At 34.8% G+C, this 16116-nt stretch carries 15 protein-coding genes; 8 read left to right on the top strand and 7 right to left on the bottom strand.

Going from position 1 to position 16116, the window contains the following annotated elements; genetic code table 11:
• Position 1: 1 nt before the first annotated feature.
• The 3 genes from RBH94_RS00565 to RBH94_RS00555 form a co-directional block, all read right to left on the bottom strand.
• Positions 2 to 379, bottom strand: coding sequence for a VOC family protein (locus RBH94_RS00565; RefSeq protein ID WP_307881908.1), 378 nt, complete (start codon positions 377 to 379; stop codon positions 2 to 4).
• Positions 376 to 1359, bottom strand: a complete 984-nt coding sequence (locus RBH94_RS00560; protein ID WP_307881907.1) for a YpdA family putative bacillithiol disulfide reductase — start codon at positions 1357 to 1359, stop codon at positions 376 to 378. Before RBH94_RS00560 ends, RBH94_RS00565 begins: the two co-directional genes overlap by 4 nt.
• A 68-nt stretch (positions 1360 to 1427) precedes the next feature.
• On the bottom strand, positions 1428 to 2642 hold the full coding sequence (locus RBH94_RS00555; RefSeq protein WP_307881906.1) for an MFS transporter: 1215 nt from the start codon (positions 2640 to 2642) through the stop codon (positions 1428 to 1430).
• A gap of 235 nt (positions 2643 to 2877) precedes the next feature.
• Between RBH94_RS00555 and RBH94_RS00550 the strand changes: the two genes are divergently transcribed.
• Positions 2878 to 3483, top strand: a complete 606-nt coding sequence (locus RBH94_RS00550; protein WP_307881905.1) for a DUF1684 domain-containing protein — start codon at positions 2878 to 2880, stop codon at positions 3481 to 3483.
• Here the strand turns inward: RBH94_RS00550 and RBH94_RS00545 are convergent.
• Positions 3470 to 4510, bottom strand: coding sequence for a GyrI-like domain-containing protein (locus RBH94_RS00545; RefSeq protein ID WP_307881904.1), 1041 nt, complete (start codon positions 4508 to 4510; stop codon positions 3470 to 3472). The two genes, RBH94_RS00550 and RBH94_RS00545, sit on opposite strands and share 14 nt — an antisense overlap.
• Before the next feature lie 170 nt (positions 4511 to 4680).
• Here RBH94_RS00545 and RBH94_RS00540 point away from each other — a divergent pair, with 170 nt between their 5' ends.
• Both RBH94_RS00540 and RBH94_RS00535 read left to right on the top strand, forming a co-directional pair.
• Positions 4681 to 6723, top strand: a complete 2043-nt coding sequence (locus tag RBH94_RS00540) for a dihydrofolate reductase (RefSeq protein ID WP_307881903.1) — start codon at positions 4681 to 4683, stop codon at positions 6721 to 6723.
• A 515-nt stretch (positions 6724 to 7238) separates the two neighbouring features.
• Positions 7239 to 7625 carry a nucleoside triphosphate pyrophosphohydrolase family protein gene (locus RBH94_RS00535; RefSeq protein WP_188223333.1) on the top strand — a complete coding sequence of 129 codons (387 nt, stop codon included), beginning with the start codon at positions 7239 to 7241 and terminating at the stop codon, positions 7623 to 7625.
• A gap of 59 nt (positions 7626 to 7684) precedes the next feature.
• On the opposite strand, the gene RBH94_RS00530 is transcribed toward RBH94_RS00535, so the two are convergent.
• The gene (locus RBH94_RS00530) at positions 7685 to 8752 is read right to left on the bottom strand and encodes a branched-chain amino acid aminotransferase (protein ID WP_307881902.1); all 1068 of its coding nucleotides are present in this window, start codon (positions 8750 to 8752) and stop codon (positions 7685 to 7687) included.
• 94 nt (positions 8753 to 8846) lie between these two features.
• On the opposite strand from RBH94_RS00530, the gene RBH94_RS00525 reads away from it, so the two are divergent.
• The 3 genes from RBH94_RS00525 to RBH94_RS00515 all read left to right on the top strand — a co-directional run bounded on the left by RBH94_RS00525 (position 8847) and on the right by RBH94_RS00515 (position 11134).
• Complete coding sequence (locus tag RBH94_RS00525) at positions 8847 to 9311, top strand: DUF4920 domain-containing protein (RefSeq protein ID WP_307881901.1); 465 nt, start codon at positions 8847 to 8849, stop codon at positions 9309 to 9311.
• A 2-nt stretch (positions 9312 to 9313) separates the two neighbouring features.
• Positions 9314 to 10033 (top strand): tRNA (5-methylaminomethyl-2-thiouridine)(34)-methyltransferase MnmD, encoded by a 720-nt coding sequence (gene mnmD, locus RBH94_RS00520; RefSeq protein WP_307881900.1) that lies wholly within the window; start codon positions 9314 to 9316, stop codon positions 10031 to 10033.
• Positions 10034 to 10228: 195 nt separating this feature from the next.
• Positions 10229 to 11134: a TIGR01777 family oxidoreductase gene (locus RBH94_RS00515; protein WP_307881899.1), complete on the top strand. Its 906-nt coding sequence runs from the start codon at positions 10229 to 10231 to the stop codon at positions 11132 to 11134.
• Position 11135: 1 nt separating this feature from the next.
• On the opposite strand, the gene RBH94_RS00510 is transcribed toward RBH94_RS00515, so the two are convergent.
• Positions 11136 to 13175 (bottom strand): amidohydrolase family protein, encoded by a 2040-nt coding sequence (locus RBH94_RS00510; protein WP_307881898.1) that lies wholly within the window; start codon positions 13173 to 13175, stop codon positions 11136 to 11138.
• 247 nt (positions 13176 to 13422) lie between these two features.
• Entirely contained in the window at positions 13423 to 14058 is a 636-nt protein-coding gene (locus RBH94_RS00505; RefSeq protein ID WP_307881897.1) for a YceI family protein, read from the bottom strand.
• Positions 14059 to 14230: 172 nt separating this feature from the next.
• On the opposite strand from RBH94_RS00505, the gene RBH94_RS00500 reads away from it, so the two are divergent.
• Positions 14231 to 14770 (top strand): nucleotide exchange factor GrpE, encoded by a 540-nt coding sequence (locus RBH94_RS00500; RefSeq protein ID WP_307881896.1) that lies wholly within the window; start codon positions 14231 to 14233, stop codon positions 14768 to 14770.
• A 9-nt stretch (positions 14771 to 14779) separates the two neighbouring features.
• Entirely contained in the window at positions 14780 to 15895 is a 1116-nt protein-coding gene (gene dnaJ, locus RBH94_RS00495) for a molecular chaperone DnaJ (RefSeq protein ID WP_307881895.1), read from the top strand.
• Positions 15896 to 16116: the final 221 nt, after the last annotated feature.

Genomic DNA, 16116 nt, shown 5'->3' with positions numbered 1-16116 from the left:
GCTAAGAAATCCGCCACGGTGGATTTTTTCTGTTTTCCCCAGCATGGTATATTATAATATGGTTACCATCTAAATCGTTTAAATGAGCTTCGCTCCACAACCAGGGTTTATCTTCGGGTAAACTCTTAAAAACAATATCTTGCAGCTGTAGTTTTAAAACAGTTTCTTCAAGATTATCCACTTCAAAATAAATGGTTATTCCTTGTCCTTTTGGTAATGCTTCAACCTTATGAATGGAAAATGTACTATTGCCGTCAGGACATTCAAATCGCGCATATCTGGGAATTGAATCCACAATCAGTCGTAACCCTAAAGTCTGATAGAATGTTACTGCCTTTTCTACATTTATTGAAGGAATTGTAACCTGGTTTAAGTTCATTCTTTAATATGTTCGCTTATAGTTTCTATGTGTTCAGCAATAAGTTTGGCATGAATTCGTGAATTTTCAATAAACCATTTGTGCGTTTCATTACCGCCGCATATCACACCGGCTAAGTATAGACCTTCAACATTCGATTCCATGGTTTCCGGATTGTAGCTTGGAATATTTCTGCCGTCGTCAGATAATTCAATGTTACTTTGCTTTAAAAAGTCGAAATCGGGAACGTATCCCGTAAGGGCTACAACATAATCGTTTTCTAAAGTAATATCACCTTTCGGTGTTGTAATCTCTACAGACTCCTTATCAATTTTAGTAATCTCTGAATTAAAATAAGCCTTAATGCTACCTTCATTAATTCGATTAATAATGTCGGGACGTACCCAGTATTTTACACGTTCGCCAATGGTTTCACCACGCACCACCATAGTCACCTCGCCGCCTTTACGCCAAATTTCTAAAGCCGCATCGACTGATGAGTTACTTGCCCCCACAACAATAACTTTCTGGAGTGAATAGTTGTGTGCTTCCTTATAATAGTGGGTCACTTTAGGTAAATTTTCACCAGGTACACCAATAAGTTTAGGGATGTCGTAAAAGCCGGTTGAGATAATCACTTTTTTTGCTAAATACTCAGTTTTAGAAGAAGATACTTTAAAAATATCGTCTACCTTTTCAATATGCTTTACGGTTTCATATAAATTAATATTCAGTTTGTTAGATGTTACCACACGTCGATAATATTCCAAAGCTTCGTCGCGATTTGGTTTTGGGTTATTACTAATAAACGGAATTTCGTCAATCTCTAATTTTTCAGATGTTGAAAAGAAGGTCATGTTTTTTGGGTAATTGAAAAGGGAGTTGGTTAATGCTCCCTTTTCGACCACTACATAATTCCAGTTTCGTTTTTTACATTCCAAGGCACAGTTAATACCAATTGGGCCTGCACCAATAATTAAAACATCTAATATATTTTTCATTTAAATTTTTATGTCGTTAACCTGCTGTTGTTTATTAAAATTATTAGGTCTTTATTTTTTGCTTCAACTTACAGCTGTATCTTTATTAAATTATTCAATCGTCGATTTAAACTAAATAATAGAAGAGCACATATAAAGGCTAAACCAGTAATAATGTACCAAGTGTTTTCGAAGCCTAAGCCTGCAGATAGCTGTAAACCTGCATTGTGCCCAAAAATATGAGCTACTGAAAACGAAATGGAATACAAGGCCATATATTCGCCTTGATTCCCCTTTTTAGCACGCTCTATAGCAAAAGCATTCGAGAACGGAAAGGCAACCATCTCACCAAAAGTTATCAGTAGCATACCAATAATCAGAATGCCAGACCAGGATGTAAAGTTTAAAATTAAAAAACTAATTCCAGTTAAAACTGCTCCGAAAAACACAAGCCATAGTTTGGTAAAAGCTGTTTTTTCTAACCATTTAATTAATGGCATTTCAAAGATAAAAATTACAAAACCATTCATGCCTAAAATTAAACCAATTTCAAATTCACTTAACAAATGCACATCTTTATAGTAAATGGTGATTGATGAAAAATATTGTAGAAAAACAATGCCAAATAATACCATGGCTATAAAAAACACTAAAAAAGCGTGGTCTTTATAAGCTGAAACTGGATTGTCGTTTTTTAATTCATCTAGTACTTTAGCTTTTTTAGGATTTAAAACTTTAATCATAACCAGTGCAGCAAGGGCACATGTAATTCCATCTACCCAAAAGAGACCTGCATAGCCAAGGCCAGTAATAATCATACCACCAATAGCAGGACCCGCCGAAAAGCCAAGATTAATAGCTAAACGAATTAAGGTTAATGAACGGATTTTGTTTTCAGGTTTACTATACGCATTAAGTGCCACAAATATGGCAGGACGAAAGGCATCCGCAACCATCATAACAATAAAGATTCCGATACATAGCGAAACAAAAGTGTTTAGAAATTGCAACGCAATGAACAGCGCTCCTGTAGCTAATAAACTTCTAACCATAACCTTGTAATAGCCTATTTTATCCGTAAGCTTACCGCCAATCCATGATCCTACAACCGAACCTAAACCAAAGGCACTCATAATCCACCCTACTTGACTAACACTAAAATTTAAATCTTCTTTTAAATAAAGTGATAAAAAGGGAATTACCATGGTACCGGCACGATTTATAAATGTAATGAGTGCCAGCCACCAGATTTCATCCGACAGCCCCTTAAAGGTGTTTATGTAGTTTTTAAAAAGTGTTTTCATTGTTGGTTAGGTATTAAAAATAAAAAAGTCCGACGTTTAAGTCGGACTTTTAATACATTGTAATATAATTTTATAAAAATATCACCACAATATATAGCAAGCCCGACCTCGTTCTCTCACAGAGGTATATTGCTTTTTACAAATTGTGATCATATAGCGCATTGTCTAAATTTTTGAAATACAAACTTATAGAAAATAATTGGAAGTTGTATTTTTGAAATCAAAATTTATTTGAATGAAGTATGTTTTAATGATATTAGTACTTGTGTTCGGTACAGTAGGTTGTCAGGGTAAAAAGCAGTACCACTTAGGGGAAACTGAATTTCAGCGTGAGTTGAATGCAGAATATAAGGATGCGACAACGTCGCCCTTAAAAGATAAAGACCGAAAGACTTTTGAAGGTTTGGAATTCTTTAAAAATGACTCAACATATGTTGTTAAGGCGACTTTAGAGTTGAAGCCTGATTCAAAATTTGTGCCTATGAAAACCACGACAAGTCGTATTTCAGAAAAACGAGTTTACGGGATTTTACATTTTCACTTAAAAGGACAATCATTCAAATTGAATATTTATCAGGATAAAGAATTAATGACTAAAGAAGGTTATGAAGATTATTTGTTTTTACCCTTTTTTGATGAAACCAGTGGTGAAGACAGTTATGGTGGCGGACGTTACATTGATGCCCGAATTCCTTCAGGAAATACCATGATTATTGATTTCAATAAAGCTTATAATCCATATTGTGCTTATAATGATACATATTCTTGCCCAATCGTTCCTAGAGAAAACTATATGAAAACGCGTATTGAAGCGGGAGTGAAGGCTTTTAAAAAGCATTAAGAGGTTCTTCTTTAATGGCAATATAAATTTCGGTAATCCAGTCGGCAGGGTTGAGATTGTTGTCGGGGTTTGTAATGTAAACTTCCAACATTGGTCCATCTTCAGCAAATTCTAATCCAGTATCAGGAATGTATTTTAAAGCGGTTTCCCAAGCTTCTTTTAAATTACGGTAATCGCCTTTTAAAGTTGTTTTTAAGGCCCTGAAAGGTTCAATGTTGCCAATTAAAATATTACTACTTTTAGGTGTTAGTTCTTCGGTTATGGGCACACAACAAGAGAATTCGGCCGTATTATTCACCTCGTCCCATTGGGTGTAGTTTACAAATGGAGCTCCAGACATAGATATATTATGTTCTTTAGTATAAGACATAATTTGGTTAAACATGTCCTGCATTTTGTCTTCAAACTCACTTATTTCGCAGGTGGTGGAATTGTATAAAAAGTGTTCCCCTGCATAACTTGTTATGCCATTAATTTTTATACTATATACTTCCATGCTTGCTAAAACAATGCTGTCTAATTTTTCAAGACTACGCTCGTAATGTGGACCTAATTGCTCTTCCATACTTCCAGTAAAGGCAGTGTAAGCTTTAAACCCAAAAGGTAGGTCGCTGCCATAAATACTCCAGGTTACATTGGTAGAGCCGTCGTTATTAGGATTAAATACCCAGTTTATTTTTGACGCAGGAAAATCTGCAATTTGCATTTCTTGGTATATGGTAGCGTTTGGTAAGGTTTCAAGCGTGGTAATACTGCCTTGTCCGCTGTCGTCTTCCCATGAGTAAGAACTATTAATTCCAGAGGTTTGCTTGGGATAAATAAGCTTCATTTCTGGATTGGCTTCAACCCAAGACGACCAGTCTTTCCAGTTTTTAAAGTCAATCACGTTGTTGTAAATAACCGATGCCGGGGCTAGAATGGTTCTTGTCCTACTAACTTCAAACGTGTTAGGTTGAATAGCTACATAAATAGACGTGCCAATAACAGCAATTAACAATAAGAATAATATGTATTTAAAAGATTTCATATTGTTCTGTTTTTTAGAGAAGTATTTACACTATCAAAGATAAGGAATTAATATTTCTTGTTAAGAAATTATTACATTTGTAGACTTTAAAATAAAAATTTAATAACGAGAATGAGGTAATTGTCTTTAATTGTTAATTTGCCTCCTTTTCGAACTAAAACTCCAAACAAATGAATTTCAAACAAATACTGGGTGTTGCTTTCGTTTCTGCTACATTGTTTTCTTGTGGTAATGATAAAGCTAAAACAACAGAAGAGGTTACAGAAGTTAAGATTGCAGAAGCTCCATTTAATTATAATGTCGAGCAATTTGCAGACATTAAGGTATTGCGATACCAGATTCCGGGATGGGAGAATTTATCGCTTAAAGAGCAAAAGTTAGTATATTATTTAACGCAGGCAGGACTTTCTGGACGTGACATTATCTGGGATCAGAATTACAAGCATAATCTTAAAATCCGTGAGGCTCTAGAGCAGGTCTATAACAATTATGAAGGTGATAAAACGTCTGCAGACTGGAATGCTTTTGTGGTGTATTTGAAACGCGTGTGGTTTAGTAATGGTATCCATCACCATTATTCAAACGATAAATTGAAGCCAGAGTTTTCATCGGAGTATTTAAAGATGCTTTTAGCTGAAACCGATACTGAGTTGGAAGGGGAGGCATTCGACGTTATTTTTAACGATAAAGATGCTAAAAAAGTAAATTTAGCCAAAGGCATAGATAATGTATCTGCATCTGCTGTTAATTTTTATGGAGAGGGTGTTACTAATGCAGATGTTGAAAGTTTTTATAAAGCAATGCAATCACCAGATCCAACAAAGCCATTATCGTATGGTTTAAACTCGAAGTTGGTAAAAGAAGGTGGTGTTTTAAAGGAATTGAAATATAAATCTGGAGGTTTGTATGGAGAAGCTATAGACGAGATCATCAAGTGGTTAGAACTAGCTAAAGGTGTTGCAGAAAATGAAGCTCAGGCCAATGCTCTAGGATTATTGATTGAATACTATACTACAGGTGATTTACAAACCTGGGATGATTACAATGTGGCATGGACAGCGGCCACTGAAGGTAATGTAGATTATATTAATAGTTTTATTGAAGTGTATAATGATCCGTTAGGTTACAGAGGTTCTTACGAAAGTATCATTCAGATTAAAGACTTCGATATGTCTAAAAAGATGGCTGTACTTTCTGAAAACGCGCAGTGGTTTGAAGATAACTCACCGCTTATGGAAGAACATAAAAAGAAAAATGTTGTAGGGGTAACATACAAAGTGGTAAATGTTGCAGGAGAAGCCGGAGATGCATCGCCAAGTACACCTATTGGGGTAAATTTACCAAACGCTAACTGGATTCGTGCAGCTGTAGGAAGTAAATCTGTGTCTTTAGGGAATATAGTGCAATCGTACAATAATGCAGGAGGATCAGAGCGCTTAAAAGAGTTTGTTAATGACGAAGAAGAGTTAGAGTTAGAAGAGGCTTACGGCCAGTTAGGTGATAAATTACATACGGCTTTACATGAAGTTGTAGGGCATGCTTCAGGGCAATTAAATCCAGGAGTAGGAGAAACAAAAGAAACACTTAAAAATTATGCGTCTACTTTAGAAGAAGGACGAGCAGATCTGGTAGCACTTTATTATTTGTATGATCCTAAATTACAGGAGTTAGGTTTAGTTGAAGATTGGCAAAAAGTAGGAAAAGCAACTTACGATGGATATATTAGAAATGGCTTAATGACCCAGTTAATTCGTTTGAATTTAGGTGATGATGTTGAAGAAGCACATATGCGTAACAGACAGTGGGTATCTGCATGGGTTTTCGAAAAAGGTCAAGCCGATAACGTGATAGAAAAAGTAACACGCGATGGTAAAACATATTTCAATATTACCGATTATGAAAAACTACATAAGCTTTTCGGTGAATTATTACGTGAAACACAACGTATAAAATCTGAAGGTGATTTTCAGGCTGTTGAGGCTTTAGTTGAAGGTTATGGTGTAAAAGTAGATCAAACACTTCACGCTGAAGTTTTAGAGCGTAACGCTCAGTTCAAATCTGCACCTTATAGTGGGTTTGTAAATCCGGTATTGGTTCCGGTAACCGATAATAACGGAGAAATCACTGCAATTGAGGTAACTCAGCCAGAAACATTTGATGAGCAAATGTTAGATTATAGTAATCGTTACAACTTCTTACCAGAGGTAAACTAGAATATTTCTAGGACTATAAATTAGGAAACAGAATCCTTAAATCAAGACGTTAGTTTTTTAAAGGCTGCGTTAAAAAATAAGTAGGTTAAGCTTATGGAAGATTTTAGGGTTCTGTTTTTGTTTTTTTATTGACACTAAAAATTAATAAAAAAACATTGACTAAAAGGAGACAACCAATTATAATTAGTACATCCATAAGTGTTTAGTTTTTGTGTTAGTTACCTATATGATGCATTAAACGCAAAAAGGTTGCGTCTTATTTTAAAAAAAATTTAATCGCCACAATAAAAAGGATAAATCCGATGAAAGCAAATAGCATCCAAATGCTGCCTTTGTAGAATTTTCGGTGTAGTTTTAAATCTTTTCGGTACATGAATCCTATAATGATGGAGAAGACAATAAAAAATATAATTCCGAAAATGATTTGACCTTTACTAAACATATAATTAATTTTAGGCAAAAATAAGTAAAAGTCTAGCTTTTCAATGGACTAGTGATAAATAATATTTGAATATATGAAGAATAAAATTGAAGCTGTAAAGGCATTTCATACAGCATTTAAAATAGGGCATAAAGAAACACCAACAGCCGATTTAGGTTCAGACAAAAACACTTTGCGTTTTAACTTAATGAAGGAGGAAAACGAAGAGTATTTAGAAGCCGCCAATAATAATGATTTGGTTGAGGTTGCTGACGCCTTAGGTGATATGCTGTATATTTTATGTGGAACCATAATAGAGCATGGCATGCAATATAAAATTGAAGAGGTTTTTGAGGAAATTCAGCGTAGTAATATGAGTAAATTGGGTGATAATGGTGAGCCTATTTACCGAGAAGATGGTAAAGTGCTAAAAGGTCCAAATTATTTTAAACCAAACATTGCCTCAATTCTAGATAAATAAAAAAAAGAGAAGCTACTTTACTTTAGCTTCTCTTTTTTTATCAATATTATCAAAAGTAATTAGTCTACTTTGTATCTCCATCCAAATGGATCTTCAACTTTATTCGTTTGAATGTCTGTGATACGTTTCTTTAAGAAGCTAGCAAAAGTATCTTCTAATTCTGGTAATTCGAAATCTTCGTCTTTATAACCAAATCCTGAAATAGGAGAGATAACAGCAGCTGTTCCAGCTCCAAACATTTCTTTTAATGTTCCGTTTTTAGCAGCATCCACCACTTCGTGAACAGAAAGTTTTCTAACTTCAACATTAATACCTTCAGCTTTAGCTAATTCAACTATACTTTTACGAGTAATACCATCTAAAATTCTATCACTTGTAGGGGCAGTAATTAGGGTGTCGTTAATGCGAACAAAAATGTTCATAGCTCCAGCTTCCTCAATGTATTCATGGCTTGTGTCGTCAGTCCAGATTACTTGTTGGTAGCCTTTCTCAACCGCTAATTGCGTAGGGTAGAATTGCCCGGCATAGTTACCTCCAGCTTTAGCATAACCAACACCACCATTGGCAGAACGCGAATAGGTTTGTTCGATTAATACTTTTACTTTTCCTGAGAAATAAGAACCAGAAGGCGCCGTACAAATTAAGAATTTATATTCGTTGGCAGGGGATGCGTGAAATCCGCTTCCTGAAGCAAAAATAAATGGACGGATATATAATGAACTACCATCTTGCTTAGGGATCCAGTCTTTATCAACTTCTAATAAAGCTTTTAAACCATCCATAAAATAGTTTTCTGGTAATTCAGGCATCGCTAAACGCTTAGCTGAAATATTTAAACGCTTAAAGTTGTCTAACGGACGGAATAAATACACGTCTTCATTAGCATCTTTATAAGCTTTCATACCTTCGAAAACCGATTGTCCGTAATGGAAGATCTTTGCAGAAGGGTCTAAACTTATTGAGTGGTAAGGAACTACCTTTGGTGCTTCCCATTTTCCATCTTTATAATTACACTCTAGCATATGGTCTGAAAAAACACTTCCAAAAGCCAAATTGTTAAAATCTACATCGTTTATTTTTGTAGTTTCTGATTTTATAATCTCTATGTCGTTGATTATTGAGTTCATAAATAGCGTTATTTTTATGCTACAAATTTAAGTAAAAACGTTTTTAAAAAAGCAGTATATTTACAACAAATCAATAAAAATTGAATTTTAGCGTATGAAAAATATATTATTTTCATGGATTTGCCTTTTTATGCTATTTTCTTGCAAAGAAAAGGTGGCTTACGAATCGTTTGGAAAGGAAATTACAGCCATAAATGCAAACAATGTAAAATCGATGACTAAGGTCTATAACGGAATGCAACTAGGAGATAGTACAAACTATAAGTTAATTGCGGAAGTTAAAGATGTTTGTAAAGCAAAGGGGTGCTGGATGACTTTAAATTTAGAGGACGGAAAAGAGGTGATGGTTAAATTTAAGGATTATGCGTTTTTTGTACCAAAGGATATTGAAGGAAAAGAAGTTGTAATTGAAGGTAAAGCGTTTGTAAATGAAGTGCCGGTTGATGAATTACAGCATTATGCTCAGGATGCTGGTAAATCTGAAGAAGAAATAGCAGCAATCACTGCACCTAAAAGAACACTATCCTTTGAAGCCGAAGGTGTATTAATTAAACAGTAAAATTGGAAAGAGAAGTCGTTATAACAGGAGACGGGTCGTCTACTATACATTTACCGCAATGGAATGAGCAGTACCATTCGAAGCATGGTGCTATTCAGGAAGCATATCATGTGTTTATTAAATATGGACTTCATCATTATTGTTATTCTGAGCTTGATTCAGAATCTCAATTAAAGGTCGTGTCGAAGGGAATCCAAACAGCTCGCATCAGTATATTAGAAATTGGTTTTGGAACAGGACTGAATGCATTTATTACTTTATTGGAGGCTGAAAAACTGAAATGTTCAATTGATTATTATGGAGTAGAAGGTTATCCCGTTGAAAAGGAGGAAGTAGTCCAGTTAAATTACCCTGAAAAATTAGATGTTGCTAGTAAAGAAAACCTCTTTATTAATTTGCACGATGTCTCTTGGGAAGACCAGCATAGTATTACTCCAAATTTTTCATTAACAAAACAAAATCGATTCTTCTCAGAAATAAAAGAGAAGGAACAATTTAATATTATTTATTTTGACGCTTTTGGTGCTCGGGTTCAACCAGAATTATGGACAGAAGATATCTTTCAAAAAATGTACGAAGCACTTCAAAACAATGGTGTTTTGGTTACCTACGCAGCAAAAGGTAGTGTACGTCGAGCCATGCAAACTGTAGGATTTAGTGTTGAAAAATTACCTGGTCCACCTGGAAAGCGTGAAATGCTCAGAGCTACAAAAAAGTCCTGAGTATTCGAATTTTTTCAAATGTTGAGAGCAACGAAACATTCAACGTAAGCTAAATGCTCAGGCTATTAAAAACAATCTAAAAGTAAATAATCGTTTGATTGCTTGTTTCCTAATCTTCTATTATGTTAAACCTAACATAAATCTGTAGTTTGTAGTATTTGCATTTCGTAATTTTAGGACAAACTACTATATAACATGAGGGTTTTAATTACCGGAGCTACAGGGATGATTGGGAGTGAGATAGTAAAGCACTGTTTCAAGAAAGGCATTTATGTAAACTATTTAACGACAAGTAAATCTAAAATAGAACAGAATGAGGATTATCAGGGGTTCTATTGGAATCCTAAAACTCAGGAAATAGATACGCAATGTTTTGATGGTGTTGATGCTATAATTCACCTTGCCGGAGCCAGCATTTCAAAACGCTGGACACCTTGTTATAAAAAAGAAATCTTATCAAGCAGAAGAGATTCTACAAGTTTGTTGGTTAATAGTCTCAAGGGCGAAATGCACTCCATTAAACAGGTTGTTTCAGCAAGTGCAATTGGTATTTACCCGGATTCTCTTACTAATTATTACGAAGAAAATTATAAAGTAAAAGATACTTCTTTTTTGAGTAAAGTTACTCAAATTTGGGAGTCAGAAGTCGATGCGTTTTCAAAGCTAGATATCATAGTTTCCAAAATTCGAATAGGGTTGGTATTGTCTGATAAAGGCGGAGCCTTAAAAGAAATGCTTAAACCTGTGAAAATGGGAGTTGGAGCGGCTTTTGGTAAGGGAACGCAATGGCAGTCCTGGATTCATATTCATGATTTAGCCGAATTGTTTTTATATGTTTTAAAACATCAATTGCCAGGAGTTTACAATGCTGTAGCCCCTAATCCCGTTACCAATAACGAGCTTATTAAAATTATAGCTAACACGGTTGATGCGCCTTTAATAATGCCTAACATTCCTAAAGTCTTTATGAAAATGATTTTAGGTGAAATGCATACTATTTTATTTGACAGTCAGCGGGTAAGTTGTAAAAAAATAGAAGATAAAGGTTTCTATTTTAAACATCACCATTTACAACCTGCATTGGCCGATTTATTGGAATGATTTACTCATTGATTTCTGGTTTTTCAGTGAAGGGTTTAATGCCAAATTCAGGATAAATTTCAGTTGGATAATAAAATGTACCACCTTTGGAAACCAAAGAAATGGTTTTAATGGCTTTTATATCTTTGGTAGGGTCACCAGGTACTAAGAAGAAATCAGCAAGGTTGCCTTCTTCTATACTTCCAAGGTTTTCATCATCAAGATATTTGGCCATATCGTAGGATGCCAGTTTTAATAATTCGGCAGGGCTATAACCTAGTTGTTCATAAAGTTCTAATTCTCGATGGTAGAAAAATGATCCTCCCAAATCAGTTCCCGGAACGATAAATATTCCTTTATCTTTCATCATTTTTAAGGTCTCAATAATTTTTGTAAAAGCTTCACGATAGGCAATGTCGTCCTCTGGATTAGAAATGTCGGCCATAGCAACTTTAAGGGAACGCTGGACACTAGGAGGCATATGGTCAATAATATCTTTTGTTCCTGGCCAAATTTTACCATTCCTGGCTAATAATAGCGCTTCGTGTATTGCTAAGGTAGGGTCCATAGCTGTTTTGTTTTTTATAAACAATGCCATGGTTTCTTGAACTTTGTCACTGTTTAAATCAACTGAGGGAAGGCGTTTTAATGCGGTTAATCTTAATAGTGTTCGTGTATCTTCTTCAGGTTCTAAAACCCAGCCTAACATGGTTTGATTAATATGTGTCATTTCATTGAAACCTGCTTTTAGCATATCGTCAGCATTTGAGAATGCTGGTACATGGCCACAAACAAACATACCATAATTATGGGCATGTTTTACAATGGCAGGAGCCCAGTCACCATTCATACTATTATAAAGTTTGATGCCGTAATAACCCATATCGTGATACTTATCAACAGCAGCCAGAGCTTCAGTTTTATTCGAAACGATGATACCGATATTGGCACTGTATGGGCTTTTACCTTCAATAAAACCTAATCTATGAATACTAGGTCCGGCAATGGTTCCGGAATCAATTTTGGTCATTAGTTCGGTTAAAACATCATTGTCATTACCCATATCTCTAAACGAAGTAACTCCGGCTAAAATATTAACCAACGCTTCCTCAACACCAGTATGGGCATGCATATCATACATTCCAGCAATTAAAGAACCGTTGTTGCCATCAATAATAACTTCATTATCTTTCGTTTCAGTAGGGGAATCTATTGAAATAATTCGATCGTTTTGAACGACAACAGAAGAGAGGTTAGAAAGCGATAAAGTTGTTGGGTTAAAAATATGAACATTGGTAATTCTAACATTTTTATTATAATTATGGGCATAAGTTTCCTGAAGTTTTTCGAAGCGATCTTTAGAATATTTTTCAGATAATGCTCTTAGTTTTTTTTCTTCACTTTCAAATCCTTCACGAACTATAATAAATCTTGGGTTAATAAAGGCAAAAAGGCGTTGTTCATCATCTAAAATAAAATAAGAGGGATTTGTGTCTGCGCCAGATAAGGCATAAGAGGTAACCTGAACATTGGTAGAGTCGTTTGAAATATTTAAAGATTCCATTTCAGTAAGCTTTAAAGTGCCTGCTGGAAGTATTTCTAATGAATAATTAGGTGCTTTTAATAAACTCCTGGCTGTTAATATAGTAGAATAAGGACTGCCCGACTGGTTAATATACCACATTGGTGAATCAACCATAGTGCTATCCGTACCTGTAGCATCTGTCCACATAGCTTTTAAGTTGTTTAAATTATAATGTTCGTCCACAGGATTGCCAAAAGTGCTATTACCTTTAATATTCCAATTTATAGGAAACCCTTCATCATTGAGTACGATAGTTTCTTTAATTGTAGGACCTCGACCGTTGTTTTTATAATCATAATCAATGAAAATACTGTCTTGAGAAATATGAGATTTAAGCTCGCCAACTTTCGTACCTGTAAAAATAATACTATAGATTTCATTACCTTGGTAGGGTGCTAATGAAGATTGTTTTTGTTCTTTTTTACAGGCAGTTAGTGTAATAATTAAAAAAAGAATTACAGAATTAGGAAATTTCATAAAACAGGCTTTTTTAGTGATTAAATGCGCTAAAAAAAACGAAAAGGGAGAATAATGACTAATATAGTAATAAAATGTATTTGTTTGATATTAAGTTGGTTAAAATTTAAAATATAAGCTAGTAGATAAAGGTTTCTATTTTAAACATCACCATTTACAACCTGCTCTACATGATTTGTTAAAGTAATTCAATAAAAAAAAGCTGCTCTTTTGTATAGAACAGCTTTCCAAAAAAATACTCTTTAAACTAAGACTTAGTAGCTTTTACTGTAACTTTTAACTCAATATCGTCGTTTATAAATTTGTCACCTAAATCATCAAAAAATGATTTTGATCCATATTTTACATTCCATTTAGAGCGGTCTATAGTAAACATATCACTTACTAAAGTAAGGGTTTCACCTTCATGGGTAACCGATACCGGAAAGGTTACATTATTTGTAGTGCCTTTTAAGGTTAAATTCCCTGAAAGCATGGCTTTGCCGTTTTCATCTTTTAAACTGGTTATTTCAAACGTTGAGGTAGGGTAGGTTTCCACTTCAAAAAAATCAGCACTTTTTAAATGGCCTTCAAGTTTAGCACTACCTTCAGCATCTTTTAAGGACGTCATGTCTATGACAAAACTGCCTCCTGAAATTTTAGAGTCGACTAAACTCAAATCACCTTCCTTAATATCGATGGTGCCATAATGACTTCCTGTAGGCTTATAGCCTTTCCACTCTATAGTTGAAGCAGATAAATTGGTGGTGTAACTTACACCTGAAGGGGTTTCAATTACTTGCTCAGCTTCGCTTGTGGTTGCTTCTTTAGCTTTTTCTTTACATGAAAAAAAGGAGATTGATAAGGTAGAAAGAAATAATACGGTAAATAAATTTTTCTTCATTTTTAAATCTGTTTTGGGTTATAAACTCATAAAGTTAATAATTACAAAATAACTTTAAACTTAGTTTAATGAAATTCATACTAATTTTTTTGTGACATTATGACATTTTTAGAATAATGGCAGTACTTTTGCCAATCAGTTTTAGTATTTGTATAAAAATTTAGATACAGCGATGAGTAAAAAAGAACACGATATAGAAAAGGAGCAAGTAGAAGCCGCAGAAAACGAAACAGTTGAGGTTGAAGAACAAGTTGAAGAAAAGACCGTAGAAGAAAAGCTTCAAGATGAGTTAAAGCAAGAGAAAGATAAGTTTTTACGCTTATTTGCCGAGTTTGAAAATTATAAAAAAAGAACTTCTAAAGAGCGTGTCGATTTGTTCAAAACGGCAAGTCAGGACGTTATGGTGGCCTTATTACCTATTTTAGATGATTTTGACAGAGCCTATGTTGAAATTTCTAAAACCGAAGAAAAGGAATTATTAAAAGGTGTTGAACTTATTAGTAATAAATTAAAATCTACACTTCAGCAAAAAGGTTTAGAGGTTATTGAGGCAGCTCAAGGTGATGCTTTTAATGCAGACAACCACGAGGCGATTACGCAAATACCTGCGCCTTCAGAAGAATTAAAAGGAAAAATTATCGATGTTATCGAAAAAGGATACAAACTTGGCGATAAGATAATTCGTTTTCCAAAAGTAGTAATAGGACAATAAAAAAGGAACATGGCTAAAAGAGATTATTACGAAGTATTAGGAGTAAGCAAAGGTGCCAGTGCAGCCGAAATTAAAAAGGCGTACCGCAAAAAGGCAATCGAGTTTCACCCTGATAAAAATCCGGATAATAAAGAAGCAGAGACAAAGTTTAAAGAAGCAGCAGAGGCTTATGAAGTACTAAGCGACGCCGACAAAAAAGCACGTTACGATCAGTTTGGTCATCAAGCATTCGAGAATGGTGGAGGCTTTGGCGGCGGAGGTATGAATATGGATGACATATTCAGCCAGTTTGGAGATATCTTCGGCGGAGGCTTTGGTGGCGGCTTTGGCGGTTTCGGCGGAGGCGGTGGTCCACGTCGTACTAAAGGAAGCAATCTGCGTATTCGTGTGAAGTTAACTTTAGAAGAAGTTGCTAACGGCGTTGATAAAAAGATAAAAGTAAAACGTAAAGTTCAAGCGCCCGGAACAACCTATAAAACCTGTACAACATGTAGCGGTTCTGGTCAGGTAACGCGTATTGCCAATACCATTTTAGGTAGAATGCAAACGTCTGCACCTTGTAATGCCTGTGGTGGTTCTGGTCAAACTATTGATCAAAAACCAGCCGATGCCGATGCGCAAGGGTTAAAAGTAGCAGAAGAAACAGTTTCTATTAAAATTCCTGCAGGAGTTGTAGATGGTATGCAACTTAAAGTGTCAGGAAAAGGAAACGAAGCACCAGGAAATGGTATTCCAGGTGACATTATAGTAGTGATTGAAGAAGAACAACACGAAAAATTACAACGTGAAGGCGACAATCTGCACTATGATTTATATGTAAGTTTCCCTGATGCCGTATTAGGAACGTCGAAAGAAATAGATACCGTAACAGGTAAAGTACGTATTAAAATTGAGCCTGGTGTGCAATCGGGTAAAATTTTACGTTTACGCGGAAAAGGTATTCCGAGTATAAATGGTTACGGAAAGGGGGATTTATTAGTGCATGTAAATGTATGGACTCCTAAAACATTAAATAAACAACAACGTGAATTTTTCGAATCTATGCAGGAAGATGAGCACTTCTCGCCAAAACCGGAAAGTTCAGATAAATCATTTTTTGAAAAAGTAAAAGATATGTTTTCTTAGAAAGTAGCAGTTTTTAGTATTATAAAACTAACCTGCTGTTTTTTAAAAAGTTCTTAATTCTTTTTATTTGGAATTAAGAATAAAAAAACTATATTTGATTCATCACTAAATTTATTTTAGTGATAATTTTTCTTTTTCATAGCAATTTTTTCCCATCCTTAATCCTTTTTAAGGGTGGGTTTTGTTTTTATAAAAACACCAAAAAGCTATTGGCTTTACAA

Source organism: Aestuariibaculum sp. YM273 (assembly GCF_030908365.1).
Lineage (GTDB): Bacteria > Bacteroidota > Bacteroidia > Flavobacteriales > Flavobacteriaceae > Aestuariibaculum > Aestuariibaculum marinum.
This window is presented reverse-complemented; position numbering and strand designations above follow the sequence as displayed.

Coding starts and splice junctions, on each gene's coding strand:
- RBH94_RS00565 (WP_307881908.1), bottom strand. CDS start 379: ATGAACTTAAACCAGGTTACAATTCCTTCAATAAATGTAGAAAAGGCA.
- RBH94_RS00560 (WP_307881907.1), bottom strand. CDS start 1,359: ATGAAAAATATATTAGATGTTTTAATTATTGGTGCAGGCCCAATTGGT.
- RBH94_RS00555 (WP_307881906.1), bottom strand. CDS start 2,642: ATGAAAACACTTTTTAAAAACTACATAAACACCTTTAAGGGGCTGTCG.
- RBH94_RS00550 (WP_307881905.1), top strand. CDS start 2,878: ATGAAGTATGTTTTAATGATATTAGTACTTGTGTTCGGTACAGTAGGT.
- RBH94_RS00545 (WP_307881904.1), bottom strand. CDS start 4,510: ATGAAATCTTTTAAATACATATTATTCTTATTGTTAATTGCTGTTATT.
- RBH94_RS00540 (WP_307881903.1), top strand. CDS start 4,681: ATGAATTTCAAACAAATACTGGGTGTTGCTTTCGTTTCTGCTACATTG.
- RBH94_RS00535 (WP_188223333.1), top strand. CDS start 7,239: ATGAAGAATAAAATTGAAGCTGTAAAGGCATTTCATACAGCATTTAAA.
- RBH94_RS00530 (WP_307881902.1), bottom strand. CDS start 8,752: ATGAACTCAATAATCAACGACATAGAGATTATAAAATCAGAAACTACA.
- RBH94_RS00525 (WP_307881901.1), top strand. CDS start 8,847: ATGAAAAATATATTATTTTCATGGATTTGCCTTTTTATGCTATTTTCT.
- RBH94_RS00515 (WP_307881899.1), top strand. CDS start 10,229: ATGAGGGTTTTAATTACCGGAGCTACAGGGATGATTGGGAGTGAGATA.
- RBH94_RS00510 (WP_307881898.1), bottom strand. CDS start 13,175: ATGAAATTTCCTAATTCTGTAATTCTTTTTTTAATTATTACACTAACT.
- RBH94_RS00505 (WP_307881897.1), bottom strand. CDS start 14,058: ATGAAGAAAAATTTATTTACCGTATTATTTCTTTCTACCTTATCAATC.
- RBH94_RS00500 (WP_307881896.1), top strand. CDS start 14,231: ATGAGTAAAAAAGAACACGATATAGAAAAGGAGCAAGTAGAAGCCGCA.
- dnaJ (WP_307881895.1), top strand. CDS start 14,780: ATGGCTAAAAGAGATTATTACGAAGTATTAGGAGTAAGCAAAGGTGCC.